Below are 15,005 nucleotides of genomic sequence, written 5' to 3'. Positions count from 1 at the left end.
AATATTCCATTGGATATAATAACAAATACTTATAAAACTATTGGAGCTAAAATTGATATTACCTCACCTAAAAAAGGGTTTATTTTTCATTTTTTCATTTTTCATTTTTTCATTAAATCTTTATGGGGAAGCTTTCGAAATATCGGGATTTATCAACAGCGATAATCAACAAAATATCTCAACAAAATATAATGGGTATGTAGAAAAAATCTTTGTTAATGAAGGAGATATTGTTGCTAAGGGAACACAGCTTTTACAAATTGATTTAAAAGAGATGAATACAACAAAATCTCAAACTCAAATTGCCAAACAACAAGCACAATTGACCTATGCCATGAATAAAAGCGATTTGGATAAAACCACACTGGATTACAATCGATACAAAGCGTTATACGATAAAAATGCCATTTCAAGAGTGAGTTTTGAAGAGATAAAGCTGAAAAAAGAGAATCTTGAAAAAACCTTGGAGATTTCAAAACAACAAGTCAAACAGTATGAGGACAAACTTCAAGAGATACAAAAACAGTTTCAATACTTAAATATAAAAGCCCAAAGCAAAGCGCTTATTATCTCAAAAAGTATCAATGAAGGAGAGTTGGCAGTTGCAGGTGCAACGCTTATGGTCATTTGTGATATTGAAAATTTGGTGGTCTATTTGGATGTTTCTGAGAGTGATTTAACGCTCTTTAGAGATAAGCCCAATATTGATATTGTCGTTGATTCATTAAACCTTACGCTTAAACCCAATAAAGTTGTTATTTTGCCTGCTGCGGAACAGGGCATGAACAATTTTAGGGTCAAATTGACGTTTAAAAGCAGTGATAAACGAATATTGCCTGGAATGTACGTGAAAGTGATTGTAAAATAAACACATGAAATACCAAGAGATTAAAGTTCACAACATTGGTGGAATTTTAAGTAAAACATTTTTACACAATCCACTCACGCCTATTTTAGGAATATTTATTCTGATTATGGGGTATTTTTCACTCCAAATGATGCCTCGAGAAGAGAACCCGCAAATGGTGCTCAGTGGGGGAAATATCATCGTGCAACTTCCTGGTGCGACACCACAAGAGATTGCCAATGTCATTGTCAAACCCATTGAGCGAAAAATGAAAGAGGTTTTAGGGGTAGAACATATTTATGGAACCGCACAAAACGATGTGGGTATGGTGACAGTTTTCTTTTATATTGGAGAAGACAAAGAAGATTCAAACTTAAAAATGTACGACAAAATGATGCAAAACATGGATGTTTTGCCTTTGGGTGCAAGTCAACCTATAATTAAACCACTGGATATTGATACGGATATTCCTATTTTTTCCATTGCTTTTTATGCCAAAAATAAGCAAGTACCTCAAAGCGATATTTATGAAAAAGTCAAATCCATACAACACAAACTCAATTCCATTGAAAATGCAGCGGTGACACATATTATTGGAGGGCACAAAAAACAGTTTAATATTATTGTTGATGCCAATCGATTAAACAGATATGCTCTGAGCATGAGTGATGTTCAAACGGCGCTATCTTCTATTGTTATTACCAACACTCAATTAAAAAAGAGTTCTGGAAATGAGATAAAAATCGTGGGAATTGAAAATGTTTTAGAACAACTTGAAGACATTCAGAAAATTATTATCAATACCCAACATGGAGTGGTTTATTTAAAAGATGTGGCAACTATTACTGAAAGCACGGATATTCAAAACTATAAAGAGGTGGAAATTGGGATCAAAGAGGATACCTTATATTCTCAAGTGACACTGACGGTTTCAAAACTTAAAGGTTCAAACTCGGTAATAATTGCCGATGATATTAAAGCACAATTGGCTTCCATGAAAGAGGAACTCAATAAAGAGGGAATCTTTTATACGGTTACAAGAAACGATGGAGAACGAGCGGACGATGCGGTCAATGAATTGATGTTTCATTTGCTTATTTCTGTGATCATTATTATTTTATTATTGGTATTTGTTTTGGGTTGGAAAGAGGCAATGATAGTAATGTTTACCATTCCTGCTATTTTTTCAGTGACGCTTTTTATTGCTTACTTAGGGGATCAAACGCTTAACCGTATTACACTGTTTGCTTTTTTACTCTCTTTGGGGCTTTTAGTTGATGATGCCATTGTTGTTGTGGAAAACATCAACCGACATTTTCACTTAAAAAGTTCGCAAGATAAAAGCAATGAAGAGATTATGGTTGAAGCCACTGATGAGATTGGTGCTTCAACAAATATTGCGACTTTCGCCATTATATTAACCATGATTCCCATGGCATTTGTGGGGCAAATGATGGGTGAATTTATGCGCCCAATTCCTTTGAATGTACCTGTTGCTATGTTTGCTTCATTGATTATTGCTTATATTTTCACCCCCTATCTTGCCAATAAAATATTAAAAAAGAGTGCACATGCCAAACATTAAAACTTTTGTAACCTTATGCATACAAAACAGAAGAAATAAAACAGTTGTATTGCTCGCTACACTCTTTTTATTTTTGGCTTCGATTGCATTTATTCCACTCGTATGGGTCAAAGCAAAAATGCTTCCTGAAAAAAATGCCAATAACTTTACCATTTATGTCGATTTGCCCAATGGCAGTTCCATAAATGAAACGAAAAATGTTACCGATATGATTGCTGAAATTTTGCAAAAAGAGCAAGAGATAACCGATGTAGAAGTTTTTTTAGGAACGTCATCTCCTTTGAGTTTTGAAGGTTTGGTCAAAGGCAGTGGTGCAAAAAGCGGAGAACATTTTGCTGAAATTGTGGTCAATTTGACCAAAAAACATGATCGTGATGAACCCTCATTTTTAATGGTACAGCGTTTAAGAATTGCCATTTTAAATCGTCTTGTAACCATGAGTCCTAACACCACCATCAAAATGGTAGAACCACCTGCAGGCCCTCCTGTTCTTGCTGCTGTGGTTGCAGAAATTTACGGAGAGAATCAAAAAGGCATTGAAACACTCTCTAACAGAGTCAGTGAAGTCTTTAAACACACTGATGGTTTGGTTGATATTGATGTGCTCAATGATGACAGTTACGATGAGTATAAATTGGTTTTTGATTATGAAAAGATCAAACGATACGGTTTGGACATTAATGCCATTACCAAGCTTATCTCCTTGGCATTTAATGGCAAAGTGGTTGCTACAAAAAACTCAAAAGAGTATGACACGCAGTTGGATCTGTTTTTACGAATGAAACAGCGAAGTAACACAATCAATGATGCTTTGATGAGTTTAAAAATACGAAGCATGAGTGGTGCGTTAATTGCCTTAAAAGATATTGTGCACGTGAAAAACGTAGCCAATGAAAAAACTTTGCATTTTAAAAACTTATCGTTGATGTTAAATGTGGTTGCACAAACTGACATGGTGTCGCAAATTTATCCTTTGCTTGACGCCAGAAGGTATATTTTAGATCACTTTGGTGATGAGTATGAGGTGAGAACTTCTCACCTTTTAAATCTGGAATTGACCCATAAAACCACTCATGAAAAGTATCAGTTGGTGTGGGATGGAGAGTTAAAAGTAACCTTAGATACTTTCAGAGATTTGGGAGGAGCATTTATTACTGCTTTGATTTTGATTTTTCTTTTGATGGTGGTCTATTATAAAAATTTCGCCCTCAGTGGTATTGTATTGCTTTCGAGTTTTTTATCCATTATTGGTGTTATTATTGGGCACTTTATGGTTGATGTCATTACCCCGCATACGTTTTTTTTAACAGCAACTTCATTGATTGGTTTTATTGCCTTAATTGGTATCAGTTCCCGAAATGCTCTTTTGCTCATTGATTTTACCAAACAACTCATCAAAGAGGGCGTACCCAAAAAAGAGGCAATCATTACCTCTACGACCATACGGGCTAAGCCGATTTTTCTCACAGCGTTGGCGGTTATTTTGGCCTCAACACTTTTAGCCAGTGATGCGGTTTTTGGAGGCTTGGGTGTGGCTTTGATTTTTGGAACCATTGCAGCAGTGATTGCCTCACTGATTGTGGTTCCTGTTTTGATTGATAATATTGACGAATCGAAACTTTTAATATAACTCTTTGTGTCTGAGTTTGTGTGTGAGTGTATATAAAATTGGCAAATAAATAAGATTTAACACGGTACCCCAAGCCAGACCAAACCCTAACGCAATCGCAATGGGTTGGAAAATTGCTGCTTGCCCTGTTGGGAAAAAAATCAGTGAAAACATACCAATAATGGTTGTAACGGTTGTAATAATAATGGGTCTGAACCGTTTGGTGGCTCTTGCAAATATCTCTTCCATACTTTTGGCTTTTTTTAAGTAGGTCATCATGATAATTCCATCATTAATCACCACGCCAGAAAGCCCTAGTGTTCCAATCATTGAAGGCATGGAAAGGTTTAATCCCATGAGTTGATGTCCAATGAGTACCCCTAAAATTGAAAAAGGAATAACACTCATAACAATCAGCGTTTCCGTAAAAGAGTTAAACAAATACAGCATGGCAATCATAATTAAAACAATGGCCAATATTGAGGCGAAAAGCATGTCATTTCTCAGTTCGGCTTTTTTCTCAGCTTCCCCTTTAAAGACCAGTTTAATGCCTTGTTTTTTAATTTCATCTAAAACAGGTTGAATTTTTTGAATCACTTCACTGGAGGTAATAATATCGGGATTGACGTTGGCAAAAACATAGAAGTTTTTAATGCCATCATCTTTTAAAAGTTGTTCAAAAGCTCGAATAGAGTTTAACTCTACAATTTCATCTAAAGATACAAATGTGCCATTGTCTAAAGGCACTAAGGTTTTTTTAAAACTTTCATAATCATCTTTACTTTGTGATTGTATTTTAATGTCCAACATCTCTTTGTCATCAAAAGAGACCGCTTTTTTCTTCAATAAATATAAGTTAGAGAGAAAAGAACCAATAAAAGACTCGGTAATACCTAACTGTTCTCCATAGGGATTGACTTTGACTTTGATTTCATCAATGCCAAATTTCAGTGAATTGGAAATGGATTTCATTCCATTGATTTGTTTTAACGCTTTATCCAAAAGAGCAACTGCATCAATGGCTTTTTGATTGTCTGCAGTGACCAAACCTATTTTTATGTCGGCTTTAATGGGGCCTACTTTTCGCTCTAAAACAGCAATTTCATCGAGGTTAAATTTTGTTTTATAATCTTGTTGTTCTATGAATTTTTTTAATTTATTGGCAACATCATCTGATTTGATGGTTCGCGTTCTTCCTTCATCATCGTAATAAAAACTCAAATAGGGAGTAATGAATTTGTCCAAAAAGTTTTGTGCTTTGAGTTTGGTCAGTTCGACGGTCATATACATGGCGTAAGGGAAGTTTTCTGTATTGTTTCCGACATCTCTTCGGTATCCAGCAACGGAGTCAATATTACGGATAAAAAACTCATCGCTTCTTTGAATCAAGTCATTTTCAATGCTTTTTACAATTTTAAAAGAGTCTTCAAGTGTGGTATTGGCATTGGCTTTGAGTGTGATTTTAACATTGGTTGCATCAAACTTTGGAAACATTTGGAATTTTGAATTATTGATAAAATAGAATGTCAGTAAGGGAACTAAAACAATAAAAATGGCAATAAAGGTTTTTTTCCAATGCATAAAAAAGTGAATAATTTGGTTGTAAATAAGATTGGCTTTTTCCCAAGAGGTCACTTTTGCTCCTGTTTTAAGCGTATGGGCTGCATGAATGGGTAAAAAGATAAACGATTCAATTAAAGAAGCCACTACCAATGCACTTAATGCAATCGGAATGAGTTTCATCACTTCACCCATGGTTCCACTGAGCATTAAAATGGGTAAAAATGAAAAAAGCGTTGTCAAAGAGGCAATGGTGACAGGTTTGACCATCTCCGTTGCCCCAATAAATGCAGCTTCTTTAGGGGGATGCCCCTCTTCAATGTGTTGTTGAATGTTTTCACTGACAACAATGGCATCATCCACAACAATCCCTATGGAGATTAAAACTCCTACGAGTGAAATCATGTTAATGGTATATCCAGACAGATACATATACACAGCCGCAATGACAAATGAAGTGGGAATTCCAAGGGCGATAATAAACGACATTCTGAAGTTAATTAATACACCAACTAAAACCGTAATGAGAATAATCCCCAGTAAAATATTTGAAACCACAATATTCAGACGGTCAATGATTCTTTCACTGTCATCGTCTGCTACGGTCAATAAAATATCAGGATTTTTTGCTTGAATTTCTGGAATGAGTTTTTTAATATTATCGGCAATTTCAATGGCATCAGCTGTTTCTGATTGAACCACTTCAAGTGAGAGAGCATTTTTCCCATTAAATGAGTAGAGCGTTGATGTATCTTCATACTTCTTCGCAATGGTCGCAATATCTTTGACATAGACATTTTTATCACCAATTTTGATTAAAGTATTGGCAAAATCGTTGGCATTTTTTGCCCCATTAAAGGTTGAAATATAGTAGTGCTTTTTGGATCCTTCAATTTTACCAATGGGAAAAATATAAGAGAGATTAGAGATGGCAGTAAAGACACTGCTTTTGTTTAAATTGAGTGCTTCCATTTTCTTTTCATCTAACAGTACTTCAAAATATTTATCTGAATCTCCAAAAATATTGATTTCATTGATACCATTAATGTTTAACAGTTGACTCTTTATATCATCGGCTAACGGATTGAGTTGGTCATTGGAATATTTGTCTGAAGTGATTGAAACATCAATGAGTGTTCGGGTTCTGTCTAAAACATTGACCGTGGGTTCATCCATGTCTGAAGGCAAGTTTGTTTTAACAAGGGTAATAACATCTTTGATTTTATCGGCTTCTTGATACTTGTTTTGATGTTTTTTCAACTCTAAAACAATGGTGAATCTGCCTGGACTAATAACCGTAGTCATGGTGTCAATGCTGTCAATATTCTTGATATTGTCTTCAATTTCTGTTACAACCATTTTATCTAAAATATCAACAGAAGCACCCGTATATGACCCCTTAATAGAGATCATATCCAATTCAAAGCTGGGAAAAATCTCTTTGGGTGTTTTGCTATAAGACCAGATTCCAACGGCAAATATTAAGATAAAAAGGGTGTAATTTATTCGTGTATTTTCAATAAAAAATTTGAGTAATCTGTCAAACATTGATGCGCCTAAAGTAAGATAATTTGAAATTATAGTTTATGTACATTAATGTTATATTAACAAAGAGCAAGCGAAATAAAAATCATCTGCTTGCTCCATAAAGATTGAGTTTTTTCACTGTGTTATAATCCTCTTCTTCTTTGACATTTTCGGCAAAGACTTTGATGTTAATGAGCGTAGAAAGCTCTTGCATGGCTTCAACAAAACCTTGTTTACTTCGGTCGTTTGCTATGTTATTGGTATAATCACGTGCAAGTCGGATGTAGTCTAAATTAAACTCTTTGATGTGGTCAAGAGGAATGAACTTGGTCTCAAATCGTTTGATAATGATTTTAGCCCCACTTTCTCGAATGGCATAAGAAAAGAGTTTGAATTTTGAAGCATCTCGTGCAACCCCATAGGCTGTAATTGAGAAAACCAGTTGAGAAGCAATATCACTATTTGCGCCAATGATTGCTTGAATCCAGAGAATAAAGGCACTGTTTTCAATTGAATCCAATGAAAGATTGATGGAGATATTGTGTTGAATTTTGTTTTTTCTGATATGTTGGATGACTTTTGTAATAACCGCTTTGTCAAAGTCAATGACTTTTTCATATTTTTCAGCAATAGAAACAAACGTTCCAATAGGGATGTTTTCACCACTTCGGTCAAGAGCATGAGTAAAGGCTTCTTGCATAAAGAGTTTTCCTTCATTTTCCCCATTTAAAATATGGGCATCACCAATATATTCCACTTCAAATTTTCCATTATCGATGATGTCATAAATGAGCAGTTCCCACTCTTGCATGTCACGTGTCAAATCACTTTCATCACGAATAAAGGCCTCATTGGGTCCAATTTGTTTTGCCAATTGGTAGGCTTCATTGGCTGCATCTAAAATACCAAAGGTTGTACCAATGGGATTAAACGGGGTTGCTCCAATATGGGCAATGCTTTGTTTATCAATTTTTGCACCTAAGGCTTCAAACTCTTTTTTTAAGTGAGATATGAATTTTTCAATGTCATTGTGTGTAAACTCTTTTGCAATAAGAGCAAATTCAGAACCATAAAATCGGTATGCCGTAACATTTGAAGAGAAATCGGTTCGATGGTCATCTAAAATAGAGGCAAAACTTTTGATGAAATCATTGACATTTTTTGATGAATTTTTATTGGCAAATGAGGCCAAATCATCAATTTTGAGCGTTAAAATATAACCAAATGATTTGGACATGAACATTTTTTTCAAATCGGTTTCAAAAGTTTGTTTCAGTTGCAGTCCAGTTAATCCATCAATAGAGAGTTGTTTGGTCATATTAGAGATATTGTTGTTGAGTTTTGAAATGACCGATTCTATTTTAGTTGACATATCATTCATGGCCATGGCAACATTTTTAATCTCCGTTGTCCAAGGCAGTTTTTTAATCGTTTCAAAATTGCCTTGGGCAATGTTGGTGGCAAGTTTCTCTATTTTTTTCAAAGGTTGCAAAATGTACCGTAAAAATACAACCAGTAGCGCCATTGAAATTAAAAAAGCGATCAGTGCATATAAGATGGCTCCTTTTGCTTGTTCATAAAGTTTTGCATACGCATCACCTGGGTTAGCACTGACATAAATGATGGCAGCTTTATTCCAGCCATCGCTGATTTCACTGCTGGTCTCTTCTAAATGCATAGGAATTAAATTGATAAACCATTGAGGAACATAATCAAATTTTACCTCTCGGGTTTGTCGAACCAATACTTTGTCAAAATTCATATCCACACTTGCTTTAACCGTTTTCCCTTGATTGGTTGCAACAAATTGTACAGGTAAAATGCCTCCCATTTTATACGCTTCATTGGGAATAAATTTAAACACTTTTTTCATGGGTTCATCAGCTTCAATGCTGTTGATATTTGTTTCACTGTCCATTTGTGCCAACTCATCAAAAAAGGCGCTGTCTGATCCCTCTTTTTGAATGGTTCCATACTTTTTATCAATGGATACATCGGTGATTTCCCACGAAGCATTCAGTTTGTTGTAGGTATTTAAAATTTCACTTGACGTGAATGAAAAATCAATGTCTTCTAGGCGTAACTCTTTATAAAAACCTCTGTTTGCAATGGCTTTAATAATGGACTCAATTTCTGGGTCTTTTTTATCTTTGATATAGGCTTTAAGGGTCATACCCAATGAGGTTGCCGTATCTTGTGCTTTGGTGGTTGACTCTACTTCCAAATACTCTTTGGTGTTTTTTACGCTGATAATAAAATTGCCCGTAAAAATCATTAAGAAGATGAATGAAATAATAATATAGAGCTGTTTTGATAAAGACATTTTTTTTCCTTTTATTAAATTCTTGACATTAAACTTTTCCAAGATTCTAGGTTGTTACTTCCCACTTTTTCATCGCTTTTTCCTTTTGATTGCGCTTTCCATAACCCTTCAGCATTAAAACTGTAAACAGGCTTTAAATCGGGTCTTTTACTGGCAAGTTGCAGTCGTTTGTTGATATTGTCCAAGACTATTGGAACGGAGTCGGGTTTATGATAATAGGTTAAAACCATATGGGCTTGCTCAAATTTACTTCGTGCTTGGCTCAACTTAACATAGGTGATTCTGAGCTTCTCATCAGGAACACCCAGTTTTCTCAAAGTAAAATATTTTGCAATGGCATAATCTTCACAATCTCCCGCTCCCGTGCCCATAAATTCAAAAGGAGTTGCCCAATAATCATTTTTATGCCAATGTTTAATATCGAGTTGATAGGTGATTTTGTTAAAAAAGTCATTGACATCTTTGAGTTGATGTAAGATGGTTTTGTGTTTGGCTTCTTCCACCATGTTGTCCCAAATAAGCAGACGTCTTAGCGCTATATCATTGTATTTTGTTTTGTATTGTTCGAATGCTTTTTCGCTGATATTATGTGGAATAGTAGCAACGGTTAATGTAAGAAAAGCTACAGTAATTAACAAAAAAGCAATTAGCATATCTCTTTTCATACAATAAACCTATTTTTTATTATATTCTACCACAATGTTATTTTAAAAATGCCACAATCTCTTCTTGAGTGGTTTTGTTTGTATCGTATTTTACAATCAAAAGCTTTTCATTTTCATTGATATACCACTCATCAATGGCTTCATTGTCATGAAGTTTGGCTGTTTCATCTCTTTTTATCTCATCAATGGGAATATAGACGACTTGTTTTTTCATGGGATTGGGCATTGAAAAAATCAATATAAGCCAAAAGACACACACAACAGCAATGGCAGTTACAATGTCGCTTAAACTTGCAGAATTAAAAAATATTCCTCCCACTAATCCCCCTAAAAATGTCCCTAAATAACCAAATGAGTTAAACAATCCTAAAACCATTCCTCTTTGGTGCACTTTAGCAAAACGTGAAGCCAAAGATTGCATGATGGGTTCGTGCATGTTAAAACCAATAAAAAATAATACAACTCCTATTACAAACGCAATATCCGTTGTACTGAAACCAAGAATCAAGTATGACAGCGCAAACAGTACAATTCCAATAATAAGTACCTCTTTAAATTTACCTTTTTTTTCAGCTAAGATGGCTGCGGGTGCCATAGCAAAGACTCCAAAAATCATCGCTGGAACATAGACTTTATAAAGCTCTTTAATCTCCCAATGAAACTCTTTTAGTAACACCATTGGAATAATCATAAAAGCAAAGGTCATTAACCCTTTTTGTAAAAAGTTAGTGATGTTCATTTTAACCAAGTTAGCATCTTTCAAAATGGGCATAATTTTTAAACTGTTGGTATATGTATGGGTAATAACAGGTGGATTAGGAACTTTTTTTACAATAATATAAATTGAACTCAACGCCAAAAAGGCAGTAATCCAAAAAAGAGAGGCTACGCCTGCATAGGCTCCAATAATTGGACCAAACAGCATTGATATGGCAAAACTCGCTGCAATTGAACCTCCCATAAAAGCCATCGCTTTGGGTCGTTTCTCTTCTTGAACCAAGTCGCTGATCATAGCTGTTACAACGGCACCAATGGCACCTGCACCTTGTAAAAATCTTCCTACCATTAAGGCCAAAATATCAACAGAAAGTGCACAAATAACAGAACCAATGGCAAAAAGTAAAAGTCCCATAATAATGGTGCCTTTACGACCCATCTTGTCACTTAAAATACCAAATGGAAGTTGAAAGAGCATTTGAGTTAACGCGTAACCACCAATAACCACACCCACTAAAGTTGTGTTGGCACCTTTTAAATTCATTGCATAAACTGAAATTACAGGAAGTACTAAAAATAGTCCTAAAAAACGTAATGAAATAATTGAACATAGGGGCAGAATTGTTTTAATCATATATAATCCTAAAAACGATAAAATAAGAGAATGATTATATAGTAAAATAATTAATAATTTATTAATGGATATGTTTATGAAAATTGTTTTAGCAACAAGTAACAAAGGGAAAATTGAGGAGTTTAAAAAACTTATGCCAAACGATGATGTTTGTGCTTTTGAGACACTTATTGGAAAAATTGATATCGAAGAAACGGGAACTACTTTTAAAGAAAATGCTGTCATAAAAGCCAAAGCAGTCTACGATAAAATAGCCGATGAAAAAGTTGTGGTTATCTCAGATGACAGTGGGATAAGTGTGCCACTGTTCAACAATGAACCCGGTGTCTATTCGGCTCGATACGCAGGAAAAGATGCAACCGATTGTGCCAACAATGAAAAATTGATTTCAAAATTAAATGCACACAATGTTACAACAACAAAAGCCTTTTACACTGCGTGTATTGCTATGGTGTATAAAAATGAAGTCTACACCGTTCATGGGTGGATGTATGGACGTGTTATTGACAAATGTATAGGTTCTAAAGGGTTTGGTTATGACCCGATGTTTATTCCCGATGGTTTTGAACAAACATTGGGCGAATTGGACTCTGAGGTCAAAAAAGCACTTTCACACCGAAGCCGTGCATTAAAATTGGCCAAAAAAGTGCTGGATGTGATTTTATAATTTTTTGAGAAATCTTTCATGTAATGTAACGGGGAAAACGCTACTTTTTGATTGAACAAAAATATCAACACGTGCTGTTGAAGTGGTACAATTTCCATCTTCTGAAAGATACATAAACTGCGCTTTTATATCAAAATTTTCATTTGGAAAGTTTAACTTTTGGGTACAGTTTAACTGAGGTATATCTAAAATCAGGTTTTTAAAAAATTGTAAGTGCAGTTGTGCTTGGCTTTGCAAATAATAAATACTTTGGGTGTTTGATTGTAATGTGTTGGTAAAAAGAATCTCCAACGCCAAATAGGAAAAGAGTGAAATCATAAAGAGTGTTAAAAGAAGAGCAAAAGATTTTTTCATAACGGGAAACTCCACTTTTGGCACAACTGTTTTAAACAAATATCAAGCTTAAGTTGGTTGTTTTGCACTAAAGGATGAAATGCCGTTACCTCTTCTAAAAGCATCTGGTCATCGTAATATAACGTCTCTTCTTTAAGAGAAAAAGAGGAGAGCGATTTTACGATTTCATAGTGCTCATAAATTGTTTTGGCTGTTTCTTGATTTTTAAAATAGATCAGGTTATTTTCACTGCTTGGTTTAATTTCATGCAGTTGGTTTTGATCAAATAAAATGTAGTGAGACGTTAGCAAAACGGTTTGAGAAAATGGGGTGTAAATTTTCTCTTTATCGCTTCTGTCCAATAAAGCAACTCCACTGTAATACCCTTGCAAAAAAGCTTCGTTATCAAGTTTGTAAAAATGAATTACAGAGCCATTGGCATGAATATTGCGTGAGGTTTTTAAAATATTGTATAAGAAAATCTCTGTACTTTGCAGTTTTAATTCATCTAAGGTTTGTAAAAACTCTTGGCCGTTTCTTTTTTGAATTTGGTGATAAAACTTCAATGAAAAAACCATCACAATACTTAAAATAAAAATCGAAAATATCAGTTCCAATAAGGCAACAGATCTTTTCACTACTCTACCTCTTTAAATGCAATGTTTTGAGAGGGCTTATGTCTAAGAGCAAATTTTTCAAGGGTGATTTCATCCGAATGATAGACAGATAAAATAATCTCATTTCCACCATTGTGGAGCACAATATTTTCTCCTATAACGTTGTAGCTTAAATTTTCATAGGTTATATGAGCATCAGATTGGTTTGTAATTAAAAGGTTTTTGAGATTTAAAAAGGTGGCTTTTTGCGTATTTTTAGAGTAAGTGAATTTTGAAAAACCACTTACTAAAAAAAGAAGAATAATAAGGGCTAAAACAGTTTCAAAAAGAGAAAAACTATTTTTTGCCAACTTCTAAAGCTTTCAAATAGGCACTTTCAACGGCTTTAATAAAAGCACTTCTGACATTACCCTCTTCAAGTGCGGCAACTCCTTGTGCCGTTGTTCCACCTGGACTCATGACACTGTCTTTGATAAATGCAGGGTGATTGTTCTCTAAAAGCGCTGAGGTACCCTCAAACAAACCTTTTACCAACTCAACACTGTAACTTCGCTCTAAGCCAGCTTTTACTGCACCATCGGCTAAGGCTTCTGCCACGATGGCTAAAAATGCTGGACCACTTCCTGCTAATGCTGTGGCAATATCCAATTGGTTTTCCGTGTTGACCCAAAGCGTTCTTCCAATTGATGAAAAGATTTCTATGGCTTTGTTTTGAGCCTCTTTATCTCCTGTCATGGTAGTCATTGATTTTTGTTTAGATGCTGCAATGTTGGGCATAATTCTGACATAGGCTTTTGATTTGATTTGTCGTTTTAAAAATTCTAATGGCGTTCCAGCAAGAATAGAGTAGAGTGTATTTGCTGTACCATCAAGTCGTACAGAGACACTTTGTAACGCATAAGGTTTAATACAGAAGATAATATTTTTGTCGGTAATATCCTCTTTATCGCTCATGACTTTAATTTTTATTTGTGGAATTTTCTGTTGAAGTTTTTGTAATTTTAAGGCATCTCTTCCGATGACTTCAATTTCATATTTCTCCACCAGTCCAACAGAAAGTGCTTCTGCCATCATTCCGTTACCAATAAGTGTTATTTTCATTTTATGACCTTTTATTTTTATGTTTTTATTATATCAAATATTTTTTTAATTGTTATATTTTAAAGCGCCTCTTTTTAATTTGATTTGCTATAAGGTTGTATTGGATAAAATACTTGCTTTAAACAAGAGGATATAATATGATGAAATCAAACAGAGTTTTTCAAGTTGGAAAATGTTTACTCGCAAGTACAATCCTTGCTGCTTTTTTAGTTGGTTGTTCTTCAAAAGATCCAGAAATTCAAGAGTACAATAAACCTGCGATGTACTGGTACAACAAAATGCTTAAAAAAATTGCTCAATACGATTTAGAAGCCGCAGATGATACCTATATCTCTTTAGAGAGTGAACATAAAAATTCCCCTTTAATTCCTACGGCACTTTTAATCATTGCCAATGCCCATATTGCTGAAGAGGAGTATGAATTGGCAAAATACTATTTAGATGAGTATATCAAACGATATGGATTGAGTAAAAACATTGATTATGTGCGATATTTGAAAATTAAAGCAAACTTTTTTGCTTTTCAAAATCAGTTCCGTGACCAACAACTCATTCTTGATACTGCAGTCGATATTGAAGAGTTCATGCAATCGTATGCCAACTCACCTTATATCTATTTAGTTGAGAATATTCGTTCACGAATCAGCATGGCAAAAGCTTCGTTTGATCAAGAGATTTCAGGTTTGTATATCAGAAGAGATAAGCCAAAAGCAGCAGAGTATTATGCACTAAAAGCCAAAAGCGCATGGGAATATACCCAAGATGTTAAACCTGTAAGCGTACCATTTTATAGAAGTATATTTGAATAAATTTTTTAAGG

At 34.7% G+C, this 15,005-nt stretch carries 13 protein-coding genes; 5 read left to right on the top strand and 8 right to left on the bottom strand.

Going from position 1 to position 15,005, the window contains the following annotated elements; all coding sequences use genetic code 11:
• Positions 1-52 precede the first annotated feature (52 nt).
• The 3 genes from ACNI3C_RS00805 to ACNI3C_RS00795 are packed head-to-tail and all read left to right on the top strand — an operon-like array spanning position 53 to position 4,062.
• The gene (locus tag ACNI3C_RS00805; protein ID WP_419770365.1) at positions 53-868 is read left to right on the top strand and encodes an efflux RND transporter periplasmic adaptor subunit; all 816 of its coding nucleotides are present in this window, start codon (positions 53-55) and stop codon (positions 866-868) included.
• Positions 869-872: 4 nt separating this feature from the next.
• The gene (locus tag ACNI3C_RS00800) at positions 873-2,432 is read left to right on the top strand and encodes an efflux RND transporter permease subunit (protein ID WP_419770364.1); all 1,560 of its coding nucleotides are present in this window, start codon (positions 873-875) and stop codon (positions 2,430-2,432) included.
• Positions 2,419-4,062 (top strand): efflux RND transporter permease subunit, encoded by a 1,644-nt coding sequence (locus ACNI3C_RS00795; RefSeq protein ID WP_419770363.1) that lies wholly within the window; start codon positions 2,419-2,421, stop codon positions 4,060-4,062. Before ACNI3C_RS00800 ends, ACNI3C_RS00795 begins: the two co-directional genes overlap by 14 nt.
• On the opposite strand, the gene ACNI3C_RS00790 is transcribed toward ACNI3C_RS00795, so the two are convergent.
• The 4 genes from ACNI3C_RS00790 to ACNI3C_RS00775 form a co-directional block, all read right to left on the bottom strand.
• Entirely contained in the window at positions 4,054-7,149 is a 3,096-nt protein-coding gene (locus tag ACNI3C_RS00790; RefSeq protein ID WP_419770362.1) for an efflux RND transporter permease subunit, read from the bottom strand. The genes ACNI3C_RS00795 and ACNI3C_RS00790 overlap by 9 nt on opposite strands.
• Positions 7,150-7,231: 82 nt before the next feature.
• Positions 7,232-9,451 (bottom strand): bifunctional diguanylate cyclase/phosphodiesterase, encoded by a 2,220-nt coding sequence (locus ACNI3C_RS00785; RefSeq protein ID WP_419770361.1) that lies wholly within the window; start codon positions 9,449-9,451, stop codon positions 7,232-7,234.
• A 14-nt stretch (positions 9,452-9,465) separates the two neighbouring features.
• The gene (locus ACNI3C_RS00780; protein WP_419770360.1) at positions 9,466-10,116 is read right to left on the bottom strand and encodes a transglutaminase-like cysteine peptidase; all 651 of its coding nucleotides are present in this window, start codon (positions 10,114-10,116) and stop codon (positions 9,466-9,468) included.
• A 37-nt stretch (positions 10,117-10,153) separates the two neighbouring features.
• The gene (locus ACNI3C_RS00775) at positions 10,154-11,467 is read right to left on the bottom strand and encodes an MFS transporter (RefSeq protein ID WP_419770359.1); all 1,314 of its coding nucleotides are present in this window, start codon (positions 11,465-11,467) and stop codon (positions 10,154-10,156) included.
• Positions 11,468-11,543: 76 nt separating this feature from the next.
• Here ACNI3C_RS00775 and rdgB point away from each other — a divergent pair, with 76 nt between their 5' ends.
• A complete protein-coding gene (rdgB, locus tag ACNI3C_RS00770; RefSeq protein WP_419770358.1) occupies positions 11,544-12,134 on the top strand; it encodes an RdgB/HAM1 family non-canonical purine NTP pyrophosphatase in 591 nt (196 codons plus the stop codon).
• Here the strand turns inward: rdgB and ACNI3C_RS00765 are convergent.
• The 4 genes from ACNI3C_RS00765 to ACNI3C_RS00750 are packed head-to-tail and all read right to left on the bottom strand — an operon-like array spanning position 12,129 to position 14,185.
• The gene (locus ACNI3C_RS00765; protein WP_419770357.1) at positions 12,129-12,488 is read right to left on the bottom strand and encodes a hypothetical protein; all 360 of its coding nucleotides are present in this window, start codon (positions 12,486-12,488) and stop codon (positions 12,129-12,131) included. The genes rdgB and ACNI3C_RS00765 overlap by 6 nt on opposite strands.
• A complete protein-coding gene (locus ACNI3C_RS00760; RefSeq protein WP_419770356.1) occupies positions 12,485-13,105 on the bottom strand; it encodes a hypothetical protein in 621 nt (206 codons plus the stop codon). The genes ACNI3C_RS00765 and ACNI3C_RS00760 overlap by 4 nt, the downstream gene beginning before the upstream one ends.
• Positions 13,105-13,434 (bottom strand): hypothetical protein, encoded by a 330-nt coding sequence (locus tag ACNI3C_RS00755; RefSeq protein WP_419770355.1) that lies wholly within the window; start codon positions 13,432-13,434, stop codon positions 13,105-13,107. The genes ACNI3C_RS00760 and ACNI3C_RS00755 overlap by 1 nt, the downstream gene beginning before the upstream one ends.
• Positions 13,421-14,185, bottom strand: a complete 765-nt coding sequence (locus tag ACNI3C_RS00750; protein ID WP_419770354.1) for a pyrroline-5-carboxylate reductase — start codon at positions 14,183-14,185, stop codon at positions 13,421-13,423. The genes ACNI3C_RS00755 and ACNI3C_RS00750 overlap by 14 nt, the downstream gene beginning before the upstream one ends.
• 137 nt (positions 14,186-14,322) lie before the next feature.
• Here ACNI3C_RS00750 and ACNI3C_RS00745 point away from each other — a divergent pair, with 137 nt between their 5' ends.
• Complete coding sequence (locus ACNI3C_RS00745) at positions 14,323-14,994, top strand: outer membrane protein assembly factor BamD (protein ID WP_419770353.1); 672 nt, start codon at positions 14,323-14,325, stop codon at positions 14,992-14,994.
• Positions 14,995-15,005: the final 11 nt, after the last annotated feature.

The organism is Marinarcus sediminis (SeqCode), from assembly GCF_048571275.1.
In the GTDB taxonomy this organism is placed as follows: Bacteria; Campylobacterota; Campylobacteria; order Campylobacterales; family Arcobacteraceae; genus Marinarcus; species Marinarcus sediminis.
The sequence above is the reverse complement of the archived record's forward strand: the minus strand, read 5'-3'. Positions and strand labels throughout refer to the sequence as shown.

Coding starts and splice junctions, on each gene's coding strand:
- ACNI3C_RS00785 (WP_419770361.1), bottom strand. CDS start 9,451: ATGTCTTTATCAAAACAGCTCTATATTATTATTTCATTCATCTTCTTA.
- ACNI3C_RS00750 (WP_419770354.1), bottom strand. CDS start 14,185: ATGAAAATAACACTTATTGGTAACGGAATGATGGCAGAAGCACTTTCT.
- ACNI3C_RS00800 (WP_419770364.1), top strand. CDS start 873: ATGAAATACCAAGAGATTAAAGTTCACAACATTGGTGGAATTTTAAGT.
- ACNI3C_RS00765 (WP_419770357.1), bottom strand. CDS start 12,488: ATGAAAAAATCTTTTGCTCTTCTTTTAACACTCTTTATGATTTCACTC.
- ACNI3C_RS00780 (WP_419770360.1), bottom strand. CDS start 10,116: ATGAAAAGAGATATGCTAATTGCTTTTTTGTTAATTACTGTAGCTTTT.
- ACNI3C_RS00745 (WP_419770353.1), top strand. CDS start 14,323: ATGATGAAATCAAACAGAGTTTTTCAAGTTGGAAAATGTTTACTCGCA.
- ACNI3C_RS00790 (WP_419770362.1), bottom strand. CDS start 7,149: ATGTTTGACAGATTACTCAAATTTTTTATTGAAAATACACGAATAAAT.
- ACNI3C_RS00775 (WP_419770359.1), bottom strand. CDS start 11,467: ATGATTAAAACAATTCTGCCCCTATGTTCAATTATTTCATTACGTTTT.
- rdgB (WP_419770358.1), top strand. CDS start 11,544: ATGAAAATTGTTTTAGCAACAAGTAACAAAGGGAAAATTGAGGAGTTT.
- ACNI3C_RS00795 (WP_419770363.1), top strand. CDS start 2,419: ATGCCAAACATTAAAACTTTTGTAACCTTATGCATACAAAACAGAAGA.